We start from the raw sequence: 23,890 nt of genomic DNA, 5'->3' as shown, positions 1-23,890 counted from the left end.
AATCAGCGATATTGGGAATCATTCACAGCCAAGAGTGCTCTGCTAAGCTGAAAGGCATAATCATTAACCAGGTTAAAAGGTGGTAGGCAATGGATAGTAGCCCCCATTCAAAATTGTTTACAAAAGTGGCCAGCTTGGAGCCTATCAGTGCTGCAGCTGTACTCGGTGGTCAGCCTCAGCACACGATCCATCAGGTATTAACAGAACTTCCATCCGAAAAAGCATTGCTGATTGCTTCTCATTTACCGGGTACGGCTTCCCAGAGCATTGCAGAAACCTCTGAACTCGTTAGCGGTATCAAAGGCACGGTTGAAACCCTGATGTCAGCCCCGATCGGGGTTTTACCCCAGACGACTACTGTGGCCGGCGCACTAGACTACATCGTTCATCTTCATGAAGTCTCGAGCATCACCTATATCTACGTGGTAGATGACAGTTCTCACCTGATGGGTGTGGTTGCGATGCGTGATCTGTTACTGGCCAGCCCAGCGCAAACCCTAGGCGAGATCATGACGGAAAACCCCTTTGCATTCTCTGCCGATACGGATATGTCGCAGGCTGTCAACGAGGCCTTGAAACGCCATTATCGGCTCTACCCGGTGGTTGGCGACAATAATCGCCTGATTGGCCTGGTTTTCAGCTGGAAACTGTTTGAATACATAGCGACAGAGATCAGTGCCCAGTCGGGATCCATGGTGGGCTTGGATAAGGAAGAACGGGTGACCACGAATATTCTAGAGGCTTTCCGGATGCGACATCCCTGGCTTCAAGTAAACCTGATCACGGTATTTGCCGCTGCATTTGTGGTAGGCATGTTTGAGGATACTATCGCTCGTATCGTCGCACTGGCAGTGTTCCTGCCGGTATTAGCCGGGCAGAGTGGTAACACCGGTTGTCAGGCGCTTGCCATTACTCTGAGGGGGATTACCCTAGGAGAGTTAGGCGGCTATCCGGTAAGCAAGCTGCTGCGCAAGGAAATTGTGTTAGGTGCGATGAATGGTCTGTTTGTCGGTGTGGTGGCAGCTATTGCTATGTGGCTTTATGCAGGCGTCAGCGGTGCAGAACAGCCGATGATGCTGGCACTTGTCATTCTCATTGCCATGATAGGCGCCTGTACGGGGAGCGGTATTTTCGGGGTGCTAGTGCCCCTTACTTTACGGCGCTTTGGTGCGGATCCAGCGATGGCCAGCAGTATTTTTCTCACCACATTTACCGATATTCTGGGCATGGGGTTAATGTTGTTTCTGGCCACTGCACTTTTATTATAAAGACTGCCGCCGATATGCATCGGCCGCATATGGGGGGGGGTTGGGTACCCTTTGTTACATTTGAGTCGAACAAAGGTCCCAAATCCAGGAAATTGAGTAAATAGGCTCATTTCTCGTTTGAGTGTGCTGGTGGTTATGTATTACTGTTGCTCCTCTTCACCATGCGATAAAAATACTGCTATGAATGATGTAAAACTGAAAGACTACGATACCAAATTAGAAGAAACGAATGCTGTGCCTTGGGAAGAATGGTTCGCCGAAATGGCGGCTTTCCGTGAGGAACACAACAACTGCCTGGTTCCCCATGGTTACAAGACTTCAAACGGCCACTCTCTCTGGCATTGGGTGGAAAAAGTTCGCCGGGATTATGCAGAAGGGAAAGTTTCCGAGGAACAATTCCAGCGTCTGGATAAGCTGCATTTTATCTGGGATATGGAGGACCTGCGTTGGGAAACTGGGTTCTCTGAATTGCAGAATTTTCATGACGAGCACGGTCATTGCATCGTTCCAAAGGGCTATCGAGGTAAAGATAAAAAGTTCCCTTTATGGCTTTGGGTTGCAACGCAGCGTGATTACGATGGTGTATACCCACGCGATAAGTTTCACCGCCTGGATGCTATCAACTTTGTATGGAACATTCGTGAGTATGAGTGGGAAAGGGCTTTTGGCCAACTCGAAGCCTACAAAGCCGAAAATGGCGATTGCCTGGTTCCGGAAAAGTATATGGTTGATGGTGATCTGGACTTGGGTGCCTGGGTCGTAAAACAGCGTGCTGACCTGCATTTCAATTTTCTCTCGCAGGATAAAATGCAACGCCTGAATGATATAGGCTTCTCCTGGGCTGCAACTGAAGGTAGTCCCCTGATAGTCATGATGCCTAACGATAATACCGAAAGCCCGAAATCGTCACTGTAAAACAGCTTATTAGCTTTGGCTTCAACCCAAACAAAAAACACCGCGTTTATCGCGGTGTTTTTTTGTTTGGGTGCACACCAGCCTGAAGGCGGGTTGCCGGGCGGCTAAGGCCTAGTCAATCACTTTCCAAAAGGTGTCAGCCCAGATAGCCTTGGCCTTCATGGTTTTAAAGCTGCCCATGTGGTAACCCACGAACAGGGTGCCGTCTTCGTGGACATTGTAGACACGGGCTTCCACACTTTCTTGCTCTTCACATGCCTTCAGCATGATCCAGTCTCCACGTTCTACATGTGGTCTATCCATTGTTCAAACCTCTTTTTCATCGTCGGCAGTTTCACTGCCTGTCGTTATTTATACTCAAAAAAAAACCCCTGCATGACAAGGGTTTTTAAAATATGGCGGAGGGGCAGGGATTCGAACCCTGGGTACCTCTCGATACGCCGGTTTTCAAGACCGGTGCTTTCGACCACTCAGCCACCCCTCCTGTAACTTTTTTTAATGTGGCTTCGTATTCAGGAAATAGCGAAGTTCACGTTCGGTTTATCCGCAATGGATCCGCCCCGAAAAGTGCGGCAGATTATACAGTGGATTACCCTCTGTTCAAGGGTGAATCCACTGACATTTCTGATGTTAGGCGCCCTGGCTGCCGCTTTGGGATAGGTCATCCCCATTAGTATTATCAGTCTCAGCTGGCTCCCTTGATTGAGCCGGTGCAGATTTGGCTCTAGGGTCGTTGGCAGCTCTCGGGTGCTGGCTGACAGGTAGCGCAACTGGGGACGGTTTTGACGTATCCAAAGGCTGTGACGATGGCTTGGTGCTGATGTCGGTGACAATCTTGACAGCTTGCACTGGTTGCGGACGAATTCTTGGGTCATTGCCAGCACGTTTCAATCCCGATGCTGGTTGGGGCTCAGGTTCGTTTGTCGCCACAGTGGTGTCGGTTTTAGCTTCATCTGAGGGCTCAGTAGTCTCGGCTAGATTGTCTTGTACTCCAACCGCAGCTACTGATTCCGCTATGGGCCTTTCCTCTACATCAACAATAGGCGTTTCTTCTGCTTGCGTCTCTGTTTCCAATTGAACATTTGCAGATTCAGTTGTTTCCAGCGCATGTTCGGAGGCGATATCTTCTTCTGATACAGGGCTGTCGACAGTATTGGTTTCTACTTCTGATTCGTCCGTTATGGCCTCTGCTTCTATGGCTGGGACTATCTCGGCTGATGTCTGTGCACTTGTGGAAGGTTGTTCAGAAGCAGTTGCTTCTTCAGTTGCAGGCGTTGGCTGTAATTCCTGTGACACCGGTGTTGTCTCAGGAGTTTCTTCCGCCGTTGAGGGCGCGTCCTCAGCAACGACTACAGGCTCTTCGGCAATGCTTGAAGGCTCTTTTTCTGTTGATAGCTCCACATTCGCTGAAGGTGCCTTATTTGCTGAAGGCTCCACCTTCGAGGAAAGAGCTTCTTGCGCCGATGACTCTTCAGATGTCGCAGGCTTTGTAGCTTTGGCTTTGTCCGTTTCTACCACGTCAGCGTCAGTATCAACATTGGCAATGGTGAAAACTTCTGTCTGGGTTTCCTGGGGCTTGGGAGATTCAGTTTCAGCCTGCTTCCTGGGCGAAACTGCCTCAACGGCCGCTGGATCTGCTTCTGTAGCCTGGTTATCGATTCCGGCTGCGCTCAGCAGTTCAGCAGGCACTTCCCGTCTGGGCCTACGTTGGCGCGGGTTGCGGCGTTTGTCACCTTCGCGGCGAGGAGGGCGATTGTCCGTGGTAGTTTCAGCGGCTGAAGTCTCGATAGTCTCGGGAACTGCTTCCTGTTCGGGACGAGGTTTCCGTGGTTGTTGCTCGCGGCGATTTTTTTGCTCTTCACGGTTTTGCTGGCTGTCACGTTGGTCCCCTTTCGCATTAGAGCGATTGCGGCTGCGTCCGTTGCGGCGGTCATCCTGCCGACGGCTGCGGCCCTGGGGTCTTCTATCGTCCCGGCCACCATCACGACCACGGCGGGATTGGTCGGTCTTCTTCGCTGGAGCTTTTTGCTCTTCACTGCCAAACAATAGGGCAATCAGACGCTTCAGAAGTCCCGGTTTTTCCTTGTTCTGTGGTTTGCGCTTGGCAACCGGTTTTTCTGTTGGCATGGGCGCTGGTTGAGACGGCGTTGGCGTCTTGACTGCCGGTTGCAGAGCCGGTGGGACAGGTTGCACGAGCTCTTGCTCGTGGCTGTGTAGTTCTTCGTTGTGAGCGCTGGCCAGACGGTAGCTATACTCAGTAGTTACGCCATCCTGTTCGCGAATACGCTGAACTTCAAAGTGGGGTGTTTCCAGCTGCTCGCTGGGGAGTACTACAATTTTTGCGCTATGGCGTTTTTCAATCTCGAAGATTTCCTTGCGCTTCTCATTAAGCAGAAACGTCGCTACTGAAACTGGCGTTATGGCACGTATCTCTGCACTGAATTCCTTTTGTGCCTCTTCTTCCACCAGGCGCAGGATCGATAGTGCCAGTGAGCGTGTACCTCGGATGGTACCCTGACCAAGACACCGGGGGCAGAGTTTGGAAGTTGTTTCTTCCAGAGAGGGCCTAAGGCGTTGGCGGGACATTTCCAGCAGGCCAAAACGGGAAATACGACCTACCTGAACCCGTGCGCGGTCTAGTTCCAGGGCATCGCGCATGCGATTTTCCACTTCCCGCTGATTTTTGGTGGAAGTCATGTCGATAAAATCAATCACGACCAGTCCGCCCATGTCTCTCAGGCGTAGTTGCCTGGCAACTTCATCGGCGGCTTCCAGGTTGGTTCTCAGGGCAGTTTCTTCAATATCACCACCACGGGTTGCCCTGGAAGAGTTGATATCAATGGATACCAGTGCCTCAGTTACATCGATCACAATGGAACCGCCAGATGGCAGCTTCACTTCCCGCTCAAAAGCCGTCTCGATTTGGTTTTCAATCTGATAGCGGTTAAACAGGGGCAGGGAGTCTTCGTAAAATTTGACCCGGCTTTCAAAGTTGGGCATCACCTGTTTGATAAAGGCCGATGCAAGCTCGAAGGCTTCGCGGTTGTCGACGATGACCTCGCCGACATCCTGGCGCAGGTAGTCCCGAACCGCGCGAATGATGACATTGCTTTCCTGAAACAGAAAATGGGGCGCTTTGGCATTGTTGGCTTCTTCATAGATGGTTCCCCACAGTTGCAACAGGTAATCGAGATCCCATTGCAGTTCTTCAGAAGAGCGACCGATACCGGCAGTGCGTACAATAACACCCATGCCCTGTGGTGTTTTCAGGTCTCGCATGGCGGCTTTCAATTCTGAACGCTCATCACCCTCAATACGGCGTGAGATACCGCCAGCACGGGGGTTGTTTGGCATTAGCACCATGTATCGACCGGCCAGGCTGATAAAGGTTGTTAAGGCGGCCCCTTTGTTACCACGCTCTTCCTTGTCGACCTGAACCACAACTTCAGTGCCTTCCTTGACCACATCCTGAATTTTGATGCGGCCTTCTACGTCGGACGGCTTTTTGGTGAAGTATTCGCGGGAGATTTCTTTCAGGGGAAGGAAGCCGTGGCGTTCAGCGCCGTAATCGACAAAAGCGGCTTCGAGGCTGGGTTCTACTCGGGTGATTTTACCTTTGTAGATATTGGCCTTGCGTTGTTCTCTGGTGCGGTTTTCCAGATCGAGGTCGTAGAGGCGTTGTCCGTCGACCAGTGCCACCCTCAGCTCTTCAGGCTGGGAGGCGTTTATCAGCATACGTTTCATTCAGTTTTCCTAATGTCTTGCGCATCACAAGCAACAGGAGTACCGCTGAAACATGAACAGCACACGTACAAAAGCTAGGCAAAAGGTATCGAAATTAGTTAAATAACTAATTAATTTAGTTGTATAACTTATTGATTCTAAAAGTATTGCCTTTATCAGTCACTAAATCTGTCCGGGGTTGCCTTCAAGGGTTGGTTCTGATCGTTTTGTCGCCAAGTGTCCAGGGAAGGCAAGACTATATCCAATCAAGTCTAGAGCTGTCGTTCTACTTATCCGTGCCTCTTTTGTGTGTTGGGCTGGGATGCGACAGCTTGTCTTGCGCTACCATTTGAACAGAACTTTCGTTCAAGTTTCTTTGTTCGGTTACTGCTGCGCTATCAGCGCGGGTTTCTCAGTGACAGCTGCAATCATCTGTCAGCAGCCGTCGGAATTAATCCAATTAATAAGTAGGGGGCTTTCGCCGCGTTAAATCGGGGGGTAATAAAACCTTTCCCAACCGGGTGAGGCCACTTGTTTCCTAGCGTGCCCGGTGATACCGAAATTAACGAAGGGCGAATATAACAGGTATGCGTAGTGTCATCAATTTATGTCCATGAAATGTGAACATAATCTTATGATTCTGGGTATGTTTTCAGGTTTTATCCGATGTTGGTGTACCCAATAAGCTGTGCTGATAGAATAGCGGGTCTTATGTTAATGCCGCCCTCTTATGCCTGAAGTTAATAGCAAACCTGTTGCCGTACAAATGCTTGAAATCACCGAGCATCATGCGGGGCAGCGTGTCGACAATTTCTTGCTGACTTATCTCAAAGGGGTTCCGAAATCCAGGGTATACCGTATTTTGCGCAAAGGGGAGGTGCGAGTTAATCGCTCCAGGATCAAGGCGGATTATCGCCTTCAGGTGGGTGATCAGGTACGAATTCCGCCAATCCGGGTTGCAGAACGCGAGGCTCCACCCGGGCCAAGCCCTCGGTTACAGCAATTGTTGGAGGGCAGTATCCTTTTTGAAGATGACAGCATGCTGGTCATTAATAAGCCCGCGGGACTGGCTGTTCACGGTGGTAGTGGGGTCAGTCTTGGCCTCATCGAGTCATTGCGAGCCGCACGGCCTGATCAGCCATTTCTGGAATTGGTGCATCGTCTCGACAGAGAAACCTCCGGTTGTCTGATGGTTGCCAAAAAACGCTCGGCGCTTCGACACTTGCAGGATGAAATGCGGGATGGGCGTGTCAAAAAGGTGTATCAGGCGCTGGTATGTGGCCGCTGGCCCAAAGGTATGAAGCGCGTTGACGTTCCTCTTCGAAAAAATGAGCTTAAATCTGGTGAGCGGGTCGTCAGAGTCGATGGTGAAGGCAAAGCGTCTGTAACGCACTTTGCGGTGTTGGAGCGATTTGATCGCCACACTCTGATGGAGGCGACGCTGGAGACCGGTAGAACCCATCAGATCAGGGTTCACAGCCAATTTGCCGGTTGTCCGCTGGCCGGGGATGACAAGTATGGTGATGAGGAGTGTAACCGGCAGCTGCGACAGTCGGGCCTGAAACGCATGTTTTTACACGCCGTGAAATTGCAGTTTAAGGGCCCGGATGGACAAAAGCTCAGTATCGAGGCTCCACTACCGGAAGAGCTTAGTCATGTGTTGGTGCGGTTGAGGTAGTTCATGGCGAAATTGCTGGTATTTGACTGGGATGGAACGCTGTGTGACTCCCTGTCTCGAATTGTGACTTGTATCTGTCTCGCCGCTGAAGAGACAGGTTTGCCGGCTCCGCACCATGATGCGGCACGGGACATTGTCGGCCTCGGTCTGGTGGATGCTTTGGAAACGCTTTTTCCAGGGATTGACCGTGAACATATTCTTACTATGAGAGACAGCTATTCTCGCCATTTTGCTGAACAGGACAGAGAGCCATCTCCCTTTTTTGATGGGGTGATGGAGACGCTGGAGTTATTGCTCGAGCAGGGTTACGTACTCACTGTGGCTACCGGGAAGAGTCGCCGGGGACTGGACCGCGTGTTGAAGGCCAGAGGATTGAATGACTTTTTTCATGGCAGTCGCTGTGCTGACGAAACTGCCGGCAAGCCCGACCCAAAGATGTTGCTGGAGCTGATGAGTGAATTCCAGACTCCGCCCGAGCAAACGATCATGGTTGGTGATACGGAGTTTGACCTTGCTATGGCTGTCAGTGCCGGTGTGCCGCGGATTGCTGTGAGCTACGGTGCTCATCACCCTGATCGGTTGCAGAAATACCAGCCGTTGGCCTGTATTGACCAGTTTTCGCTAATCGATGATGTTGTAAATATATATAAAAAACAAATTTATAAAATATAAATCTAAAGTAATTTATAGTTTTCGTTGCGTAGCATCTGGCAGAGCCGAATCAGCGGTAGCCCAATTAAAGCGGTGGGGTCGCTGCTATGGATTGCGTCAAAAAGGGTGATCCCCAGCCCCTCACTGCGAAAACTGCCAGCGCAGCTGTAAGGCTCATCACGTTCCAGATAGGCACAGATTTCTTCCTCTTTAAGCATCCTGAACACCACATCGGTGGTGATGATGTCGACTTGGCTGCTACCGTTGGCACTATTAAGCAGTGCCAGACCGGTAAGGAAACGTACCTTTTGTCCGGATTGTCTCCGCAGTTGTTGTTGAGCAGCGGCGAAGTTTCCGGGCTTGGTAAGTATGTAGTCATCAATGATGGCAACTTGGTCGGAGCCAATAATCAGGTTGTCTGGATATAGGGTGCTGATAGCGCGCGCCTTGCTCTCCGACAGTCTGCGCACCATGGTGTCAGGTGTTTCTCCGGGTAGCCGTCGTTCGTCGATATCCGGAGCATGTGCAGTATAGGGTAGGCACAGGCGGTCAAGCAGGCTTTTACGGTAGCTTGAAGAGGACGCAAGAATTAGTTGTTGCAAGGGGGCTCCTGTCTCTAGTGGTAACTTTTTTGGCATTCCCTTAGGGATGCTTTTTGAAGGTTTTTGCCGGGTTCTATAAATGATCTCTGACACCCCTGATCTGAAGGAATTTTTCTTTGACAGATCAAAGTGATATCACTATTATGGCGCGCCTATGACGACACCCCCTCAGAGAAGTCAATTGCCTAGGATTCTGGATCCCAGACGCTTGGCCAATCAGGGCGAAGTCTTGTCGGGGCAGGTATCTGCCGCGCATTGTGAAAGATTACGGGATGCCGTGCTGGCTATCAACGTTCCCATTCAAGCTGAGCTCGTGTTTGAGCTGGCTGAGCAGGGACGAAAAGTGGTAGCAGGGCATGTGGATGCGACAGTAGAAGTGGCTTGTCAGCGCTGCCTACAGCCGATGACGCTTCCTCTTACTGTCGATTTCCGGCTCGGTATTGTGTGGTCCGAAGAGGAAGCGAAATCACTTCCCAAGGATCTGGACCCGTGGGTGGTAGAGCAAGAGACTGCGGATTTGTCCGCGATGGTTGAGGATGAGCTGTTACTGGCATTGCCCTTTGTAACGTACCATCCACAAGATACCTGCCAGGCTGAAACACATGTTTCAGCTATGGAAGAACCGGGGGCTTCCGAGAAAGAAAACCCTTTTAGTATTCTGGAGCAACTGAAGAACAGTGGCCCCGACAATTAACAGATAACAGATAACAGACAGTTTTTATCAGGAGTATAAAATGGCCGTTCAACAGAACCGTAAAACCCGTTCCAAGCGTGGCATGCGTCGTTCACATGATGCGTTGACTGGACCCACTTTGTCCGTTGATCCGGTCAGTGGTGAAAAGCACCGTCGTCACCACGTTTCAGCTGATGGTTTCTACCGCGGTAAGAAAGTCGTAGCTTCTGCCGAAGACTAATCCCCGCTGACCTGAACGTATTTTTTTGGCTGACTCTCGCTGTCTCGCCATTGACGCCATGGGCGGGGATTTCGGTCCCCGCATCACGGTCCCCGCATCTCTCGATATACTTCGCCAGCACCCTTATCTGAAGGTTGTTCTCTGTGGCGATCAAAAACACATCCAGCCCTTTTTAAACGCCGACAAAGAAAGTTTTGCCGGGCGACTGAGTGTGCTCCATTGCGAACAGTCTGTTGCCATGGATGAAAAGCCGGGCAGCGCCCTGCGCAATAAACGCGAATCCTCCATGTGGAAAGCGGTAGCGTTGGTCAAAGATGGCACGGCTCAGGCCTGTGTGAGCGCCGGAAATACCGGTGCGCTGATGGCAATCTCGCTGTTTCAACTGGGAACCTTGTCTGGCATCAGTCGTCCAGCAATCTGTACACGGGTGCCGACCAGCCGTGGTTATACCTATTTGCTCGACCTGGGGGCTAATCTTGAGTGTACCTCCCGCCAATTGTACGAATTTGCGTTGATGTCGTCTCTGGCTGCGATCTCGCCTTCAACAAACGCTCCCTCGGTGGGTTTATTGAACATCGGTGTTGAAGCCATAAAAGGTCGGCAGGAAATACTCGATGCTGCCGAATTGTTGCAGGCGGACCCCAGTATCAACTACATCGGTTTTGTTGAAGGTGATGCCTTGTTCTCCGGTGTTGCAGATATCGTGGTCTGTGACGGCTTCAGTGGCAATGTGGCACTAAAAACCGGTGAAGGTGTGGCGAAAATGATACAGGGTCTGTTGCGTCAGACACTGTCTGAGAGCCTGCTGGCTAGACTGGGGGCTCTGCTGATGAAACCGGCACTGAAACGCCTGATTAATCAGGTGGACCCAGCCCAATATAATGGTGCAAGTCTGTTGGGCTTGCGCGGAGTGGTGGTTAAAAGTCATGGCGGGGCTTCTGTTGAGGGCTTTGCCAAGGCTGTGGAAGTGGCTGTAGTCGAAGTTGAAAAAGACCTGCCGATTCTGATTGAGAGTCGGTTGGCTGATAAGAGTAATCAATCAGAGGTATTCGATGAAAAATAATCTCGCATTTGTCTTTCCCGGACAGGGATCCCAAAAACTGGGCATGTTGGCAGAGCTTGCCGACAAATACCCCGTTGTCGGTGAAACCTTTGCCGAAGCATCTGAAGTGCTTGGCTACGATCTCTGGGACCTGGTGCAAAACGGCACCCAGGAAGAGATAACCCTGACCGAGCGCACCCAGCCACTGTTGCTGACCGCCAGTGTTGCGGTATGGCGTATCTGGCAACAGGAGAAGGGAGCCCAGCCCGCCCTGATGGCCGGCCACAGCCTTGGTGAGTGGTCTGCGCTGGTTTGCTCCGGCGTAGTGGCTTTCCCAGACGCTGTACGTCTGGTGCGCAATCGTGGTGCTTATATGCAGGATGCCGTGGCACCAGGTGAAGGTGCGATGGCAGCCATCATTGGTCTGGACGATGACAAGATCAAAGCGGTCTGCGAGGAGGCCTGCCAGGGAGAAGAAGTTGCTGCAGTCAACTTTAACTCTCCCGGTCAGGTCGTGATTGCGGGGAATGCTGCGGCTGTTGAGCGCGCCATCGAAGGCTGTAAATCGGCGGGAGCCAAAAGGGCGATGCCTTTGCCGGTTAGTGCACCTTTCCATACCAATCTGATGAAGCCTGCTGCAGATCGTCTGGCCAGTGAAATTCTTGCCACCGAGTTTTCTGCTCCGCAGGTGCTGGTTGTACACAATGTCCACGCCCAAACAGAGAGCGACCCGGAAAAGATTAAGCAGCTGATGATTGAGCAAATTACCGCCCCAGTGCTCTGGGTGGACTGTGTCAACACCCTCACTGCAAGTGGTATTGATACCCTGGTGGAATGTGGGGCCGGCAAGGTTCTCAGTGGCCTTGCTAAAAGGATTGAACGTTCATTAAACAGCTATGCTACAGAAGACTGTGGTTGTCTCGAAGAGGCATTGGCCGCAGTTTAACTGCGGTGGTGTTTAGAAAAAGGAGAGGAAGATGAGTTTGCAGGACAAAATTGCGTTGGTCACAGGGGCCAGTCGTGGTATCGGGGCAGCAATTTCCGACAGTCTGGGAGCCCAGGGGGCTATTGTGATAGGAACAGCAACCTCCGAATCGGGCGCAGAAAAGATTTCGGCGCGCTTTGCGGAGAAAGGTATTAAAGGTGCCGGTATGGTGCTTGACGTGGCCAGTCAGGAGTCGGTAGATAACCTGATCAACACGATTACCGAGACTTACGGTGCGCCGTTGATTCTAGTGAACAATGCCGGTATCACCAAGGATAATCTGCTGATGCGCATGAAAGATGATGAGTGGTTTGATGTCATCGACACAAACCTCAACTCCATCTATCGCTTGAGCAAGGCCTGTCTGAGGGGTATGACCAAGGCCCGCTGGGGTCGAATAGTCAATATCAGCTCTGTGGTGGGCGCGATGGGCAATGTGGGTCAAACCAATTACTGTGCCACCAAAGCCGGTGTGGGCGGATTTACCCGCTCTCTGGCCAAGGAGCTGGGGCCACGCAACATTACTGTAAATGCCGTATCCCCGGGGTTTATTGACACGGATATGACCAAAGAGCTCGCAGAAGCTCAACGGGAGGCCATCCTCTCCCAGGTACCCCTGAATCGCCTGGGCGAGCCGGAAGAAATTGCGGCCGTGGTGGACTTTCTGGTGGGAGAGGGTGGGGCCTATGTCACCGGCGAGAATATCCACGTCAATGGTGGGTTGTATATGGCCTAATTCACTGTATTTGCAGTGAATATCAGGATTTTATTGAAAGCGGTTACAGCGTGCAGTATTTGAGGTAAAATGCGCGCCTGACATGCCGTCAATAACAGATTTCTTGTTGTGGGGTGGTTTTTAAAGGGCCGGGCAACAGAATACTTTCTTAATACAGGAGAGAATAAATATCATGAGCAGCATTGAAGAACGCGTAGCCAAAATGGTTGCAGAACAACTGGGCGTTAAAGAAGAAGACGTTAAGCCGGAGTCTTCTTTTGTTGAAGATTTGGGCGCGGACTCTTTGGATACCGTTGAACTGATCATGGCTTTGGAAGAGGAATTCGATACTGAAATTCCCGATGAAGAAGCTGAGAAGATTGCCACAGTCCAAAACGCGATTGATTACATCAACGCCAACCTTGGCTAATGCTGCTGGGTTGTTGACTGATAAAAGCCGCTCCATCGCGAGCGGCTTTTTTATTTCTAATATTTTTTGACTGGTCGAACTGATTCATACCATGAGTGCAGTTGAAGGCTTTTGCCTGGTTAACGGTCAATGGTCGGATGTTATTCCGGCAAGGGATCGTGGGCTGGCCTACGGCCATGGCATTTTTGAGACCATTCGACTCAGTGACGGTAAGCTGCTGATGTCAGAATTGCATCTCGAACGCCTAAAACGTGGTGCAGAACGACTTTCCATACCGGTTGATTCAACCATAGTCCAGTCCTACCTCGAGATGCTGCTCAGTCGCTGCCCAGATCATGGCGTGGTGAAAGTGATATGCACCGCAGGCGAGGGAGCGAGAGGCTACCGAACGTATCCCCAAACCCCACCAAATTTCATTGTGCACTGGGGGCCTCCGCCCGACTATCCCAATCATTGGGTTACGGAAGGGATTTCAGCGATGGTCTGCGAACAGCGCCTGGCCAGTTTCCCGAGGTTAGCAGGTATTAAACACCTCAACCGCCTGGAACAGGTGCTGGCCCGCATGGAGTGGCAGGATCAGTTTCAGGAGGGTCTGATGCGGGATAATGAGGGCCATATTATCGAGGGAACAATGACCAACCTGTTCTGTTTTCGTGATGGTGGCTGGTTAACCCCAAGTCTGAAAAGCTGCGGTGTGGCAGGGGTGATGCGTCAGTACCTTATGGATAAGCTGATGCCAGCCATGAATTGTCCTGTACGCGAATCACAGTTAAGCCTGGAAAGTCTTTCTGGTATGGAAGAGTTGTTTGTCTGTAACTCTATAGCCGGTATCTGGCCAGTACGGCATATCGCTGATGTGGGTCAATGGAAGCCGGGTAAGGCTACCAAAGCCGTTTCCAGTGCTTTATCAGAGAACTTTGCATGTTTCAGCGCTTAAGTAAGGTCCTCGTTGTTTTTTTCTGTGTCTCGGCGGCTATTCTGTTAGCAGCCAACTGGTGGCTGACGGATTATCTGGAAAGCCCACTCAAGCTCAACCGCTCGTTGTCCATCAAAGTCCCTGCAGGAACGTCGTTGACGGTGCAGGCGAAACAGATGGAAAAAGAGGGGCTGCTTAAATGGCCCGAGGTGTTAACACTCTACGGGCGCCTCAGTGGTCAGACGGGAATCAAGGCGGGGGAATACCTCTTACAGCCCGGAGTCACTCCCCGCGATCTGCTGGCAAAGTGGGTTGCTGGGGACGTCATACAGTACAGTCTTACCTTTCCTGAAGGGTTAAAGTTTTCTGACTGGCTGTCATTGCTGGGCAATATCGAAAAGCTGGATCATGTGCTCACACCAGGTAATCAGCAGCAAATACTGGAACAGCTGGGCCTGGAGATCAGTCACCCGGAAGGATGGTTCTTTCCGGATACCTACAGTTACAGCGAGGGAGAGACCGACCGGGATATCCTGCTGCGGGCATACCGGCGTATGCAGGACGTGTTGGCAGAGGAGTGGAACAATCGATCGCCTGATCTTCCTTACGATGCCCCCTATGAAGCGCTGATAATGGCATCCATTATCGAAAAAGAAACGGGTGTGCCTGAAGAACGGGGCCAAATTGCGGGGGTATTTACGCGACGTTTGCAGAAAGGCATGCGCCTGCAAACAGATCCGACTGTGATTTACGGACTGGGTGATGCCTACAAAGGGAATATCCGTCGCAAACACCTGCGTCAGCACAGCGACTATAACACTTACCTGATTAAGGGGCTGCCACCAACGCCCATTGCCATGCCGGGCCGTGGGGCAATTCACGCGGCCCTGCATCCCGAAGATGGCGATAGCCTGTTTTTTGTGGCCAAGGGTGATGGCAGCCATTATTTTTCTGCTACCCTCAAGGAACATCAGGAAGCGGTGCGCGAGTACCAGTTACAGCGTCGCTCAGACTATCGTTCACAACCCAAATAAGGAAACTGCGGCCTCCGTATGCGTGCTCTAAAACCACAATTTATCACCGTAGAGGGTGGTGAGGGTGTCGGTAAAACCACCAATATTGCGTTTATTCGGAAATGGCTGGAACAGCAGGGCCTCGATTACGTCGCGACACGAGAACCGGGTGGTACGCCACTGGCAGAGGAAATTCGTGGTTTACTGGTTAATCCTCGGGAAGAAGTCGTTGATGAAAATACGGAGTTGCTGCTGATGTTTGCTGCGCGTGCACAGCACCTATCCCAGGTCATCAGACCAGCCATGAATGCTGGGAAGTGGGTACTTTGCGACCGTTTTACCGATGCGACGTACGCCTATCAGGGTGGCGGGCGTGGAATGGCCGTAGAAAAAATTGCGCAGCTGGAAACCCTGGTACAGGGCAGTCTGCGACCAGATTTGACCTTGTTGCTGGATATCGGCGTTGAGCAGGGCATGGCCAGAGCCAGTGAGAGGGGAGCGCCAGATCGTTTTGAGCAGGAGAAGCTGGCATTTTTTCATGCGGTCAGGGATTGCTATCTTGCCAGAGCAGCTGCAGAGCCGCGCCGGTACCGAATTATTGATGCCTCCCAACCGTTGTCTCAGGTTCAGAGCGCGATTGGGGAAGCACTGGAAGCATTTGTAGACGCTATTCATGACTGACAACGCGATAACTCCATCGTTAATGCACTATCCCTGGCAGAAAGCTCAATGGCAGATGCTGGACGATCTGGCAGAGCGCGAGCGGTTACCACATGCGCTGCTTCTGGCCGGCCCGGAGTTTGTGGGCAAACAGCAGTTTGCCACTGCGTTATCGGCGAGACTGATCTGTGATTTCCCCCTGGCGGGATTTGCCTGTGGCAATTGCAAACAATGCCTGTTGTTCAAGGCGGGGAGTCACCCGGATTTTTTGCGGGTAGAGCCTGAGGACTCTGGCAAGGCCATCCGTATTGATCCGGTGAGGGAGCTTGGTCAGTTTCTGGGTAAAACAGCGATGCAGGGTGGCCGCAAGGTGGTGGTCATCAACCCTGCTGAAGCCATGAATCAGAGTGCGGCAAATGCCTTGCTCAAGAATCTGGAAGAGCCAGCCCGCGATACCTATATTCTTCTCGTCAGCCATGAACTGTCCCGGTTGCCGGCTACGGTGAGAAGTCGCTGTCGCAAAGTGACTTTTCCCCTGCCTTCCCATGATGAATCAAGCCGCTGGTTAGCACAGGTGACGGCCAAATCAGAAGGGCTTGCTGAGTTGATGGAGTATGCGGCCGACCGACCACTTTTAGCGTTGCGGTTTCTGGAGTCGGACCTGCTCCAGCAACGCCAGGCATTTGAGCAGCTGCTCGACAAGGTTAGCTCCGGAGCTATTAAGCCTCTGTCAGCGGCAGAGCAATGCGTGAACACTCCGTCAGTGATGGCTGTGGACTGGCTATATAACCGGGTCTCGATGGCCATCAAGTCAGGTCAGCTGGGGTCAGAGCAGGTGATGTCCTTTCGCTTTCTCGATAAGCTGGTACAGGTCAAAAAGCGACTTTTCAGCACGGCCAACCCCAATATCAATCTACTCTGGGAGGAGTTAATGCTCGATTGGCAGCATCTTTCCAGATAATGGTGTTGAATATCCACATGTTTTGAACTTGCGACGTTTTTAACAAACTGGAACGCCCGGTTCAGCATATAGTACACTAAGCAAAATTCGGCTCGGGTCTGTTATGAATATGGAAGCATTTGGCGGCAGTGTCAGAAATGGTATTCTGAATTTAGCCATCAAAGATGAACATGCTCTTTACTCGTGTTATATGCCATTTGTCAAAAATGGCGGTCTGTTTATTTCAACTCGGAAAAACTATTCATTGGGTGATGAGGTTTTTATTCTGCTGGACCTGATGGATGAGCCGGAACGTATTCCTTTGGCCGGGCGGGTGGTTTGGATAACACCAAAAGGTATGGGCGCGAGTCGTAAGGAAGGTGTTGGCATCCAACTGAATGAGCGCCATAGCGCGATTATCGATAAATTCGAGACCTATCTGGCGGGGCTGCTTGAGTCAGGTAAACCCACCAATACCATGTAATACGACTTAAATTGCTGTCCTGCTGTGCTCGTTGACTCCCATTGTCATCTGGATCATCTCGATCTTTCCGATTATCAGAACTCTCTGGACCGGTTACTTGATACCGCCAGGCAGCGTGGTGTAACACAATTTCTTTCCGTAGGTGTCGACTTGCCAAGTTCATCTCGCCTGGTAGAGCTCGCACAAACCCGTGACGATATGCTGGTCTCCGTTGGAGTTCACCCTTTACAAAGGGAGTCGCCGCCGTTGCCAGAGGTTACCGAGTTGCTGTCGCTGGGCAGTCAGCCGGGTGTTGTGGCCATCGGTGAAACCGGGCTCGATAATTATTACGATAAAGATAATGCGGAGTGGCAGGAGCAAAGTTTTATCAGTCACCTGCAGGCAGGCGCTCAGCTCAGAAAACCGGTAATCGTCCATACCCGTGAGGCCAGAGCGCAGACCATGGCCATTTTGCGTGATTATGCCAGCACCTCGTCGGGTGGTGTTATCCACTGCTTCACAGAAAACTGGGACATGGCGAAGGCCGCCATGGACCTGAACTTTATGATCTCATTCTCTGGAATTATTACGTTTCGCAACGCCTCAGCATTGCGCGAAGTGGTGAAAAAAGTCCCTCTTGAGAACATGTTGGTGGAAACCGATGCGCCATGGCTGGCGCCGGTTCCTTACCGGGGCAAGCAGAATGAGCCCAAGTACGTGGTTGAGGTGGCTAAGGCCGTGGCCGAGATTAAAGGTGTTGGGTGGCAGCAGGTTGCAGAGGTGACAACCGCCAACTTCCAGCGACTGTTTTTGCCTTGAATGTATAAAGGCCGTTCAGGATGACTGAACGGCCTTTATTATCAGCTTTGCTCGTTACTGTTATCTTCTTGCGAGCTTTCTTGGTTGGCGGCAGGTTGCACCGTTAACTTTGCTGCATCCATGGCGGCGATCTTTTCATAATCTCCCCAATCGATGGTAAACATGGCGTCGTAATCGTTACGGGTGACGTAGCAGTTTTCCTTGGTCATGTAGAACTGATAGATGAGCGGTTTTTCACTCTGATCAGTCTCTACACTCAGCTGAGCGTAACCACTGCCAGCCAGATCGGGCATATCAGTAACCAGCTTGCGCACTCTCAGGTCTTTCAAAGCGTAGAGCATGTCGCCCACCTTGCCGCTGTCGAGTTCCAGGCCTTGTACATTGTTCTGGCCCTGCAGTACCCAATCCTCACCCTGTTTTTGCAATCGGTAATCGGCGCCCTGGATGGACACCAGTTCGTCCAGCTTAAGCAGGGAGTTGTCGAGCCAAGCCTGGCTGGCGGTGATCATGTCCACCAGTTCCAGGTCCACAGAGTAGACGTTATCCTGGCCGTCCATACGTACATGCAGTTTTTTCAGCCCGGGGGATGAACCGACAATCAGTTTACCCAGCAACTCATCGCCATGGTAAAAAGCGACAAATCGCTGGAGTTTGTCTTCGGTGACATCAAAGCGCGCATGGCTTGCCTGGGTCGATGCCACTGGCCAGCTGGTTTGCAATGCTTGTAGCTTTTCAAGCAGTTGCTCGGCGTTGCCATCTACCGTTGGCAACATGCCCAGGTCGCTGAGCAGCCAGCTGTCTTTGGCGTAACTAAGGGCCACCTGCTGGTTGCCATCGCCAACTACAAAGCGGTCAACTTTTTTCCAGCTGATATCTACCAATGGCTTTGGCAGGCTTTTTTGCAGTTCCTGTTGGGTATTCCAGTAAAAGCCAATTGCGAGTGCCAGTTGTGCCACAAGCAGGGCGCTTAACCAGGTTTTCATCTTAGTCATCAGTCGCTCCCGGGATTAATTGGCCAAAACGTTCAGGTAGTGTTGATGACGGGATTTTTTCCGTCTTTTCTGTACGCCAGCAATGATTGCCAGTGCCAGAACCGCCAGGGCGTAATTGAGATATTCCCAGAACACCTGGCTATCGCGTTCCATGGGCGGAAGTGTGCGGTTGAAATGGCCACGGGAACGAATGCTCAGCAGGCCAGCATCTTCCAGGGCAAAGTCCACCGTATTCGCCATTAGCTGCATGGGGTTTAGGTACTCACTGCCCGCAGCAGAGTTGGCCATTGTCATGGTCTGATCGCGCAGAAAATCATTTGAGCTGTACAACACGATGCGAGCCGATTGCGGAGAGTGTTCAATGACACTGGTGACCGCCGGCTGACTATTGCTTGTAGCTTCACTCTCTGTGTCAGCATCTTCAGCCGTATCGCCGGCCTCCGGGGTTTCAGCCTTTTTCACTGACAGCAGCGGCGATTCCTTGCCGGCGAAGTAGGAGGTAAAGCGGCCTTCACTCATGACTCCTAGCAGTTGTGATCCACTCTCCGTGGCGGCAGGGAAAGCCGCCATGCCGTTGGCATCGATGTCTGGCATGATTTCCATGTCATCGGATACCCAGGCGTTATCCGAGCTCCTGATGAGCTGGGTAATTTTTCGTTCACCCTGTTTCTCTGGGTCAAGCTGGATGGGAGATGCCCACGCCATGGTGACCTGGGGAACATTGGCAGAGATGGGGTTATCCTGATTGAGGCCGCTTTCTCGAACATCCACAAAATAGGGGTATTCGATAACACGGATTTCCTGCATTTGATAACCCCCGACATTGCGCACCACCGGCATGGGGAACGCGGTATTCTGCGTATCCAGTACCAGTTTCTTGTCGACGGTCAGGCCGTGATGGCTGAGCCAGTCCTGAAATGATCCCTGTAGGCTTGCCAGCCCCAGTCCCTGCTGACTCAGCGTGGTCGTGAACGGCGAGGCTGATGCGATAACGGTGCCGCCTTTCATGAGGAACTGGTCAATGGCAAACAGCTCCTTGTCTTTCAGGTTATTGGGAGCCGCCACGATGAGGATATCGGCCTCGGGGGAAACACTGCCGTCGCTGAGGTCTTCATCGACCACGTTCATGTCGGCTGCCAGTGTGTCTCCAAGCAGTGTAAAGCGAGGCACCGTGATGCCGTACTGTTCCATTTTGGGGTCAACTTTGGGTGTTACCAGGGCGATGGTTTTGGTGATGCCGGAAGCAAAACGTTTGATACTGCTTTTCAGGTTGCGCTCAAAGGTTTCTTTGGAGGCATCCTCGATCGGAACCTGTACAACCTGGTCGCCTTGTTCCAGCGTCATGTAGAAATAGAAATGATCCTCGGACCACATGCTGCTGGCCATGGGTTGGAAACCGTATTTCTGGCCAATCATGCGAGCGATAGCGCCCTTGTTGGCATCGGGATCATAATAATGAACACTTAAGCGGTCCACGGCCTCCTGTTTGAGGCCGTCAATCACTTCCTCTACTCCCTGGCGGTATGACACCAGCTGTTCGGGCAGTAACTCATCTTTTGAGACGTAGGCATTGAAGGTAATGGGGCCGTCGATAAGCTCAAAGATGTCGCTGCCCCCGCGGTAGCTGTTGAGAACTTTCTTGATGCTTCTTGTGAGGTCGTATTCGGGGTTGCGCAACTGAATTTCTAGGCTGTTATCGCCCTGTGATTTCACCTCAATGAGGTCCTGGAAACCCAGTGCCTGGAATTCGTTCCCATAGTTAATCAGGATGCTGAAGTAGGAGTTAACAATAGCCGTCTGGTAACGGTCAGCCACCTGTAACGGAGTGGGGCGAATACCGTATTTCTTGTTGGCTTCCTCTTCCACTTCCGGGTCTGTGACCGGGTCAATGAATTCAACCCTGACTTTTCCGCGCCCGGCAATTTCGTATTCGCGAATCATGTCTTTCATCTGGGGAACCAGTGGCGCCAGCAGCGGGTGGGTTTTGCTACTGAAATAGCCGCGTATCAGCAGGGGCTCCTGTAACTGACCCAGGTAATTCAACGTCGCCTCAGAGATAGAGTACTGATTGCCCTCGGTGGTATCGATACGCAGCATGGTGACCTGGCCCAGCCACAGGTTGGCACAGATGGCATTGGCCAAAAGCAGACCAGTAACGGCCCTCCAGGACTGATGGCGCGGTGTATTTTTGCGGGTTGCCCAACGTTCCTTTTCCAGAACAAAAGTGTTCAGGGTCAGGAAAGCGATCATGATGCTCAGGTAGTAATACAGATCACGAACGTCTACCACACCTCGGGTAATGGAATCAAAGCGGGAGCCAGTGCCCAGGGTTCGCAACCATTCCCCGGTCACATTGCCAAAGAAATCCGTGATGGCGGGTGTGCCCACCAGATAAAAAATACCGGACAGTGCCACGGCACAGATAAGGCTGATGATCTGATTGTCACTGCGGGCGGAGACAAAAAGACCAATGGACAGATAAGCAGCACCTAACAGGAATGTGGCCAGGTAGCCGGCCCAGACGGGGCCCCAGTCCAGTCTGCCAATTTGTGAGACTGTTAGAGGCAGTGGCAGGGTGATCACCAGAGCAATGGCCAGCAGCACCAGACAGCCCAGGAACTTGCCGATCACAAAATGCCATAGGGGTAGGGGCTGTGTCAGGACATGCTCAAGGGTCCCAGTACGACGTTCCTCACTCCACAGCCTCATGGTCAGCGTGCTGGTGAGGAAGATTAGCAGTACCGGCATCCATTCAAACAGCGGGCGCACATCGGCAATGTTGCGCGAAAAATAGGACTCGCCCCAGAAGAAGATAAACAGGCTGATGCCCGCAAAAGTGGCCAAAAACAGATAGGCAATTGGCGAGGCAAAAAACAGTGAGACCTCTTTTGCGGCAATGCGGCGAATATGTGGTATGTGTTTGTTATCAGGCTGCATTTTTGGCCTCCTCTGCGGCACCACTCAGTGGGGCTGAGTTGACTTCACGGAACAGGGTTTCCAGATTGCGACGTTCTTCGCCAATACCGTAAACCTCCGCCCCTTGAGAAATAAGTTCTTTATTGATATGCGCGCCGAGCGCCAGGTGATCTGTATCTTCTGCAACCGTTATGCGGTAGCGACAGATGGACGGGTTGTTTTCTTCCGCCTGTATCGAATCAATCGTGACAATGCCGGCAGTATTGGCAATCTGTTGTGCCAGTTCGTCAGCATTCATGGACGTGGTGAGCAGCAGGTGGTTACTTCTGCGCAATTCGTTGAGGCTTGCGTCCACGGCCAGCTGCCCGTGGCGCACAATCAGCGCCCTGTCACAGATGGCTTCCACTTCCTGCATGATGTGTGTGGATAGAATTACCGTGGCACTGCTGGATAGCTCGCGAATCAACTTGCGCATTTGTTCGGTCTGCGTTGGATCGAGTCCATTGGTGGGCTCGTCAAGAATGAGCAGTCCGGGTTTGCCGAGAATGGCCTGCGCAACGCCCACTCGCTGTTTATAACCTCGGGACAGGGTGGAGATGGGTGACAGCAACTTGTCCATCAGGTCCGTTTCGTGAATCACGCGTTTGATTTCGTCAATTTTTTCCTGGCTGGCGAGTCCTTTGATGTCTCCTACATAGTCCAGGTATTCGGCAACCGTCATTTCTGGGTAGATGGGAAGGTTTTCAGGCAGATAACCAATACAGCGCTGGGCGCGCTTCAGCTCCAGCTGCAAATCAATCCCGTCAATTTTAATGGAACCTTCATTGGGCTCCAGGTAGCCGCTGATCATTTTCATGATGGTTGTTTTGCCTGCGCCATTGTGACCTAACAGGCCGACAATCTCGCCCTGAGCAATGTTGAAACTGACATTGTCAACGGCTTTGAACTCATCATAAAAACGAGTTAACTGGCTGACTTCCAGCATGATGTTCTCCTGCTATGGGTTAATTCTTGTCCGCTTTTATTGAGGTGCAAATGATGCGTTTCAGACTCTGGGAGGAGGGCGAGCCTTACGAGATCGTAACTGCAAGTCAATCTTTTTTAACATGGCCTGACGTTCTTTTATTCTTCTGCCGGTAGTGCATTTCGGCATGTAACTTACTGTCATTCTCGTTATTTGGGGTAAGGCCCTAAAATTCAAGTGGGCGATCATAACAGAGGGGGTATACGGGTAAAAGTTCCCCGTTGGTTTACTCGCTCTGGCTGGGCAGTCCAGCTACAGCCTGTAACAGAGGTAGGCAGCCTGTGCTCTGCAATGTCTCGAGCTGCTGTTGATCCTTGACGAGCAGTGTGCCGGCGTAACCCAGAGCGTTCACTGCAAGCCCGGTGTGGCGCTCACGGCACCTTGGAACTACCCAGAGATGACGGCGGGTCATCAGCAGGTTGTGGGGTAGAGGGTATTCGCCTTCCTCCGAACCCAGGCCCAGCTGTGATGCCATTTGCCGGTAACACGCCCAATTGTGTGTGGCGCGTGTTTCGATGTCGACATGCTGGCTGGCCGCAGCCACAAGGTGGGTAAAGGGCAGTTTCGATTGAACTGCTTTCCCGGTCTCTGTCGACGTTGTATCGAAAAGCGGCTGGAACGGAAATGACTCCGGGCAAAGTGGTAGCGGCACCATCTGAAGGTGTTTGTGGGTAATGCTCGCTCCTGCCTCGGTGCCTCCGTTATAAAATACCAGCCCATCCCGAGCTTCAAGGCACAGTTGGGCCGCCAGAAAGTCTTCCCGGCTCAAGGGTTCGAGTTGCGGGACAAACTCCGTGGTCACCATCAGTATGTGGTGATCCATGACATTGAACTTGTTAAGCAGGCAGCGGTAGTGCGCGGTAAGTTCACCGACATACAACTGTGGGTCGTAGGGTAAAAACGGATTAAAGTCTTTTGCCTGTGGTGCCTGGTTAGCGCGACGTTTCATTTCTGCGGATTTTCTCGCCAGATTTTTCACCACGCGTATCTGGAAGTTAACCGGCACGCCCTCAACCAACTCTGTTTTGATATGGCTGTCGGTGGGAATGGAATGCAACGCCCCGCTAGCGTAGGCGGATGAACTGGCGTGGATAACGCTATCCCAAAGCTGTTTGCCGCTTAAATACTCCAATCCTGCCCCCAGTGCTTTCATTGTCGGTGATGCTCAGATTCTGCGTTTCTCTTCAGGTGGCTGCAAGGGTGTTGTCCGTGATTTCAAACACT

At 51.8% G+C, this 23,890-nt stretch carries 23 protein-coding genes and 1 tRNA gene; 16 read left to right on the top strand and 8 right to left on the bottom strand.

Annotated features, from left to right (window positions below; translation table 11 throughout):
* Positions 1-89: 89 nt before the first annotated feature.
* Complete coding sequence (locus tag Q8A57_RS00440) at positions 90-1,268, top strand: magnesium transporter (RefSeq protein WP_305168948.1); 1,179 nt, start codon at positions 90-92, stop codon at positions 1,266-1,268.
* A gap of 180 nt (positions 1,269-1,448) precedes the next feature.
* Positions 1,449-2,183 (top strand): helicase associated domain-containing protein, encoded by a 735-nt coding sequence (locus tag Q8A57_RS00435; RefSeq protein ID WP_305168947.1) that lies wholly within the window; start codon positions 1,449-1,451, stop codon positions 2,181-2,183.
* Between the two features lie 111 nt (positions 2,184-2,294).
* Here the strand turns inward: Q8A57_RS00435 and Q8A57_RS00430 are convergent, their stop codons facing one another.
* The 3 genes from Q8A57_RS00430 to rne all read right to left on the bottom strand — a co-directional run bounded on the left by Q8A57_RS00430 (position 2,295) and on the right by rne (position 5,927).
* On the bottom strand, positions 2,295-2,486 hold the full coding sequence (locus Q8A57_RS00430) for a hypothetical protein (protein ID WP_305168946.1): 192 nt from the start codon (positions 2,484-2,486) through the stop codon (positions 2,295-2,297).
* Positions 2,487-2,579: 93 nt separating this feature from the next.
* A tRNA-Ser gene (locus tag Q8A57_RS00425) sits at positions 2,580-2,667 on the bottom strand.
* A 146-nt stretch (positions 2,668-2,813) separates the two neighbouring features.
* Positions 2,814-5,927: a ribonuclease E gene (rne, locus tag Q8A57_RS00420; protein ID WP_305168945.1), complete on the bottom strand. Its 3,114-nt coding sequence runs from the start codon at positions 5,925-5,927 to the stop codon at positions 2,814-2,816.
* A 709-nt stretch (positions 5,928-6,636) separates the two neighbouring features.
* On the opposite strand from rne, the gene rluC reads away from it, so the two are divergent.
* Positions 6,637-7,584 carry a 23S rRNA pseudouridine(955/2504/2580) synthase RluC gene (gene rluC, locus Q8A57_RS00415; RefSeq protein WP_305168944.1) on the top strand — a complete coding sequence of 316 codons (948 nt, stop codon included), beginning with the start codon at positions 6,637-6,639 and terminating at the stop codon, positions 7,582-7,584.
* A 3-nt stretch (positions 7,585-7,587) separates the two neighbouring features.
* Positions 7,588-8,256 (top strand): HAD family hydrolase, encoded by a 669-nt coding sequence (locus tag Q8A57_RS00410; RefSeq protein WP_305168943.1) that lies wholly within the window; start codon positions 7,588-7,590, stop codon positions 8,254-8,256.
* Between the two features lie 2 nt (positions 8,257-8,258).
* Here the strand turns inward: Q8A57_RS00410 and Q8A57_RS00405 are convergent, their stop codons facing one another.
* Positions 8,259-8,837 carry a Maf family protein gene (locus tag Q8A57_RS00405; protein ID WP_305168942.1) on the bottom strand — a complete coding sequence of 193 codons (579 nt, stop codon included), beginning with the start codon at positions 8,835-8,837 and terminating at the stop codon, positions 8,259-8,261.
* Between the two features lie 154 nt (positions 8,838-8,991).
* Between Q8A57_RS00405 and Q8A57_RS00400 the strand changes: the two genes are divergently transcribed.
* From Q8A57_RS00400 to Q8A57_RS00345, 12 genes are all read left to right on the top strand, one after another.
* A complete protein-coding gene (locus Q8A57_RS00400; protein ID WP_305168941.1) occupies positions 8,992-9,531 on the top strand; it encodes a YceD family protein in 540 nt (179 codons plus the stop codon).
* 40 nt (positions 9,532-9,571) lie between these two features.
* Positions 9,572-9,751: a 50S ribosomal protein L32 gene (rpmF, locus tag Q8A57_RS00395; RefSeq protein WP_305168940.1), complete on the top strand. Its 180-nt coding sequence runs from the start codon at positions 9,572-9,574 to the stop codon at positions 9,749-9,751.
* Between the two features lie 25 nt (positions 9,752-9,776).
* Positions 9,777-10,814 carry a phosphate acyltransferase PlsX gene (plsX, locus tag Q8A57_RS00390; RefSeq protein ID WP_305168939.1) on the top strand — a complete coding sequence of 346 codons (1,038 nt, stop codon included), beginning with the start codon at positions 9,777-9,779 and terminating at the stop codon, positions 10,812-10,814.
* Positions 10,804-11,739: an ACP S-malonyltransferase gene (gene fabD / locus Q8A57_RS00385; RefSeq protein ID WP_305168938.1), complete on the top strand. Its 936-nt coding sequence runs from the start codon at positions 10,804-10,806 to the stop codon at positions 11,737-11,739. The genes plsX and fabD overlap by 11 nt, the downstream gene beginning before the upstream one ends.
* A 31-nt stretch (positions 11,740-11,770) precedes the next feature.
* Positions 11,771-12,514 (top strand): 3-oxoacyl-ACP reductase FabG, encoded by a 744-nt coding sequence (fabG, locus tag Q8A57_RS00380; RefSeq protein ID WP_305168937.1) that lies wholly within the window; start codon positions 11,771-11,773, stop codon positions 12,512-12,514.
* A gap of 172 nt (positions 12,515-12,686) precedes the next feature.
* On the top strand, positions 12,687-12,923 hold the full coding sequence (gene acpP, locus Q8A57_RS00375) for an acyl carrier protein (protein WP_305168936.1): 237 nt from the start codon (positions 12,687-12,689) through the stop codon (positions 12,921-12,923).
* Between the two features lie 91 nt (positions 12,924-13,014).
* Positions 13,015-13,860, top strand: coding sequence for an aminodeoxychorismate lyase (pabC, locus tag Q8A57_RS00370; protein ID WP_305168935.1), 846 nt, complete (start codon positions 13,015-13,017; stop codon positions 13,858-13,860).
* Entirely contained in the window at positions 13,845-14,873 is a 1,029-nt protein-coding gene (mltG, locus tag Q8A57_RS00365) for an endolytic transglycosylase MltG (RefSeq protein ID WP_305168934.1), read from the top strand. The genes pabC and mltG overlap by 16 nt, the downstream gene beginning before the upstream one ends.
* Positions 14,874-14,891: 18 nt before the next feature.
* Positions 14,892-15,533 (top strand): dTMP kinase, encoded by a 642-nt coding sequence (tmk, locus tag Q8A57_RS00360; protein ID WP_305168933.1) that lies wholly within the window; start codon positions 14,892-14,894, stop codon positions 15,531-15,533.
* Positions 15,526-16,473 carry a DNA polymerase III subunit delta' gene (locus Q8A57_RS00355; RefSeq protein ID WP_305168932.1) on the top strand — a complete coding sequence of 316 codons (948 nt, stop codon included), beginning with the start codon at positions 15,526-15,528 and terminating at the stop codon, positions 16,471-16,473. The genes tmk and Q8A57_RS00355 overlap by 8 nt, the downstream gene beginning before the upstream one ends.
* 109 nt (positions 16,474-16,582) lie before the next feature.
* Positions 16,583-16,936, top strand: a complete 354-nt coding sequence (locus Q8A57_RS00350; protein WP_305169698.1) for a PilZ domain-containing protein — start codon at positions 16,583-16,585, stop codon at positions 16,934-16,936.
* Between the two features lie 24 nt (positions 16,937-16,960).
* Entirely contained in the window at positions 16,961-17,734 is a 774-nt protein-coding gene (locus Q8A57_RS00345; RefSeq protein ID WP_305168931.1) for a TatD family hydrolase, read from the top strand.
* A gap of 41 nt (positions 17,735-17,775) precedes the next feature.
* On the opposite strand, the gene Q8A57_RS00340 is transcribed toward Q8A57_RS00345, so the two are convergent.
* The 4 genes from Q8A57_RS00340 to Q8A57_RS00325 all read right to left on the bottom strand — a co-directional run bounded on the left by Q8A57_RS00340 (position 17,776) and on the right by Q8A57_RS00325 (position 23,819).
* A complete protein-coding gene (locus Q8A57_RS00340; protein WP_305168930.1) occupies positions 17,776-18,726 on the bottom strand; it encodes a DUF4340 domain-containing protein in 951 nt (316 codons plus the stop codon).
* 15 nt (positions 18,727-18,741) lie between these two features.
* Positions 18,742-21,663: a Gldg family protein gene (locus Q8A57_RS00335; RefSeq protein ID WP_305168929.1), complete on the bottom strand. Its 2,922-nt coding sequence runs from the start codon at positions 21,661-21,663 to the stop codon at positions 18,742-18,744.
* Entirely contained in the window at positions 21,653-22,627 is a 975-nt protein-coding gene (locus Q8A57_RS00330) for an ABC transporter ATP-binding protein (protein WP_305168928.1), read from the bottom strand. The genes Q8A57_RS00335 and Q8A57_RS00330 overlap by 11 nt, the downstream gene beginning before the upstream one ends.
* A 265-nt stretch (positions 22,628-22,892) precedes the next feature.
* Positions 22,893-23,819 (bottom strand): DUF4922 domain-containing protein, encoded by a 927-nt coding sequence (locus tag Q8A57_RS00325; protein WP_305168927.1) that lies wholly within the window; start codon positions 23,817-23,819, stop codon positions 22,893-22,895.
* Between the last annotated feature and the right edge of the window lie 71 nt (positions 23,820-23,890).

Origin of the sequence: Porticoccus litoralis (genome assembly GCF_030676955.1) — a bacterium.
GTDB lineage: Bacteria > Pseudomonadota > Gammaproteobacteria > Pseudomonadales > Porticoccaceae > Porticoccus > Porticoccus litoralis.
Note: the sequence above shows the minus strand (reverse complement) of the source record. Positions and strands in the feature narration are given on the sequence as shown.

Coding starts and splice junctions, on each gene's coding strand:
- Q8A57_RS00440 (WP_305168948.1), top strand. CDS start 90: ATGGATAGTAGCCCCCATTCAAAATTGTTTACAAAAGTGGCCAGCTTG.
- Q8A57_RS00435 (WP_305168947.1), top strand. CDS start 1,449: ATGAATGATGTAAAACTGAAAGACTACGATACCAAATTAGAAGAAACG.
- Q8A57_RS00430 (WP_305168946.1), bottom strand. CDS start 2,486: ATGGATAGACCACATGTAGAACGTGGAGACTGGATCATGCTGAAGGCA.
- rne (WP_305168945.1), bottom strand. CDS start 5,927: ATGAAACGTATGCTGATAAACGCCTCCCAGCCTGAAGAGCTGAGGGTG.
- rluC (WP_305168944.1), top strand. CDS start 6,637: ATGCCTGAAGTTAATAGCAAACCTGTTGCCGTACAAATGCTTGAAATC.
- Q8A57_RS00410 (WP_305168943.1), top strand. CDS start 7,588: ATGGCGAAATTGCTGGTATTTGACTGGGATGGAACGCTGTGTGACTCC.
- Q8A57_RS00400 (WP_305168941.1), top strand. CDS start 8,992: ATGACGACACCCCCTCAGAGAAGTCAATTGCCTAGGATTCTGGATCCC.
- rpmF (WP_305168940.1), top strand. CDS start 9,572: ATGGCCGTTCAACAGAACCGTAAAACCCGTTCCAAGCGTGGCATGCGT.
- fabD (WP_305168938.1), top strand. CDS start 10,804: ATGAAAAATAATCTCGCATTTGTCTTTCCCGGACAGGGATCCCAAAAA.
- fabG (WP_305168937.1), top strand. CDS start 11,771: ATGAGTTTGCAGGACAAAATTGCGTTGGTCACAGGGGCCAGTCGTGGT.
- acpP (WP_305168936.1), top strand. CDS start 12,687: ATGAGCAGCATTGAAGAACGCGTAGCCAAAATGGTTGCAGAACAACTG.
- pabC (WP_305168935.1), top strand. CDS start 13,015: ATGAGTGCAGTTGAAGGCTTTTGCCTGGTTAACGGTCAATGGTCGGAT.
- mltG (WP_305168934.1), top strand. CDS start 13,845: ATGTTTCAGCGCTTAAGTAAGGTCCTCGTTGTTTTTTTCTGTGTCTCG.
- tmk (WP_305168933.1), top strand. CDS start 14,892: ATGCGTGCTCTAAAACCACAATTTATCACCGTAGAGGGTGGTGAGGGT.
- Q8A57_RS00355 (WP_305168932.1), top strand. CDS start 15,526: ATGACTGACAACGCGATAACTCCATCGTTAATGCACTATCCCTGGCAG.
- Q8A57_RS00350 (WP_305169698.1), top strand. CDS start 16,583: ATGGAAGCATTTGGCGGCAGTGTCAGAAATGGTATTCTGAATTTAGCC.
- Q8A57_RS00340 (WP_305168930.1), bottom strand. CDS start 18,726: ATGACTAAGATGAAAACCTGGTTAAGCGCCCTGCTTGTGGCACAACTG.
- Q8A57_RS00335 (WP_305168929.1), bottom strand. CDS start 21,663: ATGCAGCCTGATAACAAACACATACCACATATTCGCCGCATTGCCGCA.
- Q8A57_RS00330 (WP_305168928.1), bottom strand. CDS start 22,627: ATGCTGGAAGTCAGCCAGTTAACTCGTTTTTATGATGAGTTCAAAGCC.
- Q8A57_RS00325 (WP_305168927.1), bottom strand. CDS start 23,819: ATGAAAGCACTGGGGGCAGGATTGGAGTATTTAAGCGGCAAACAGCTT.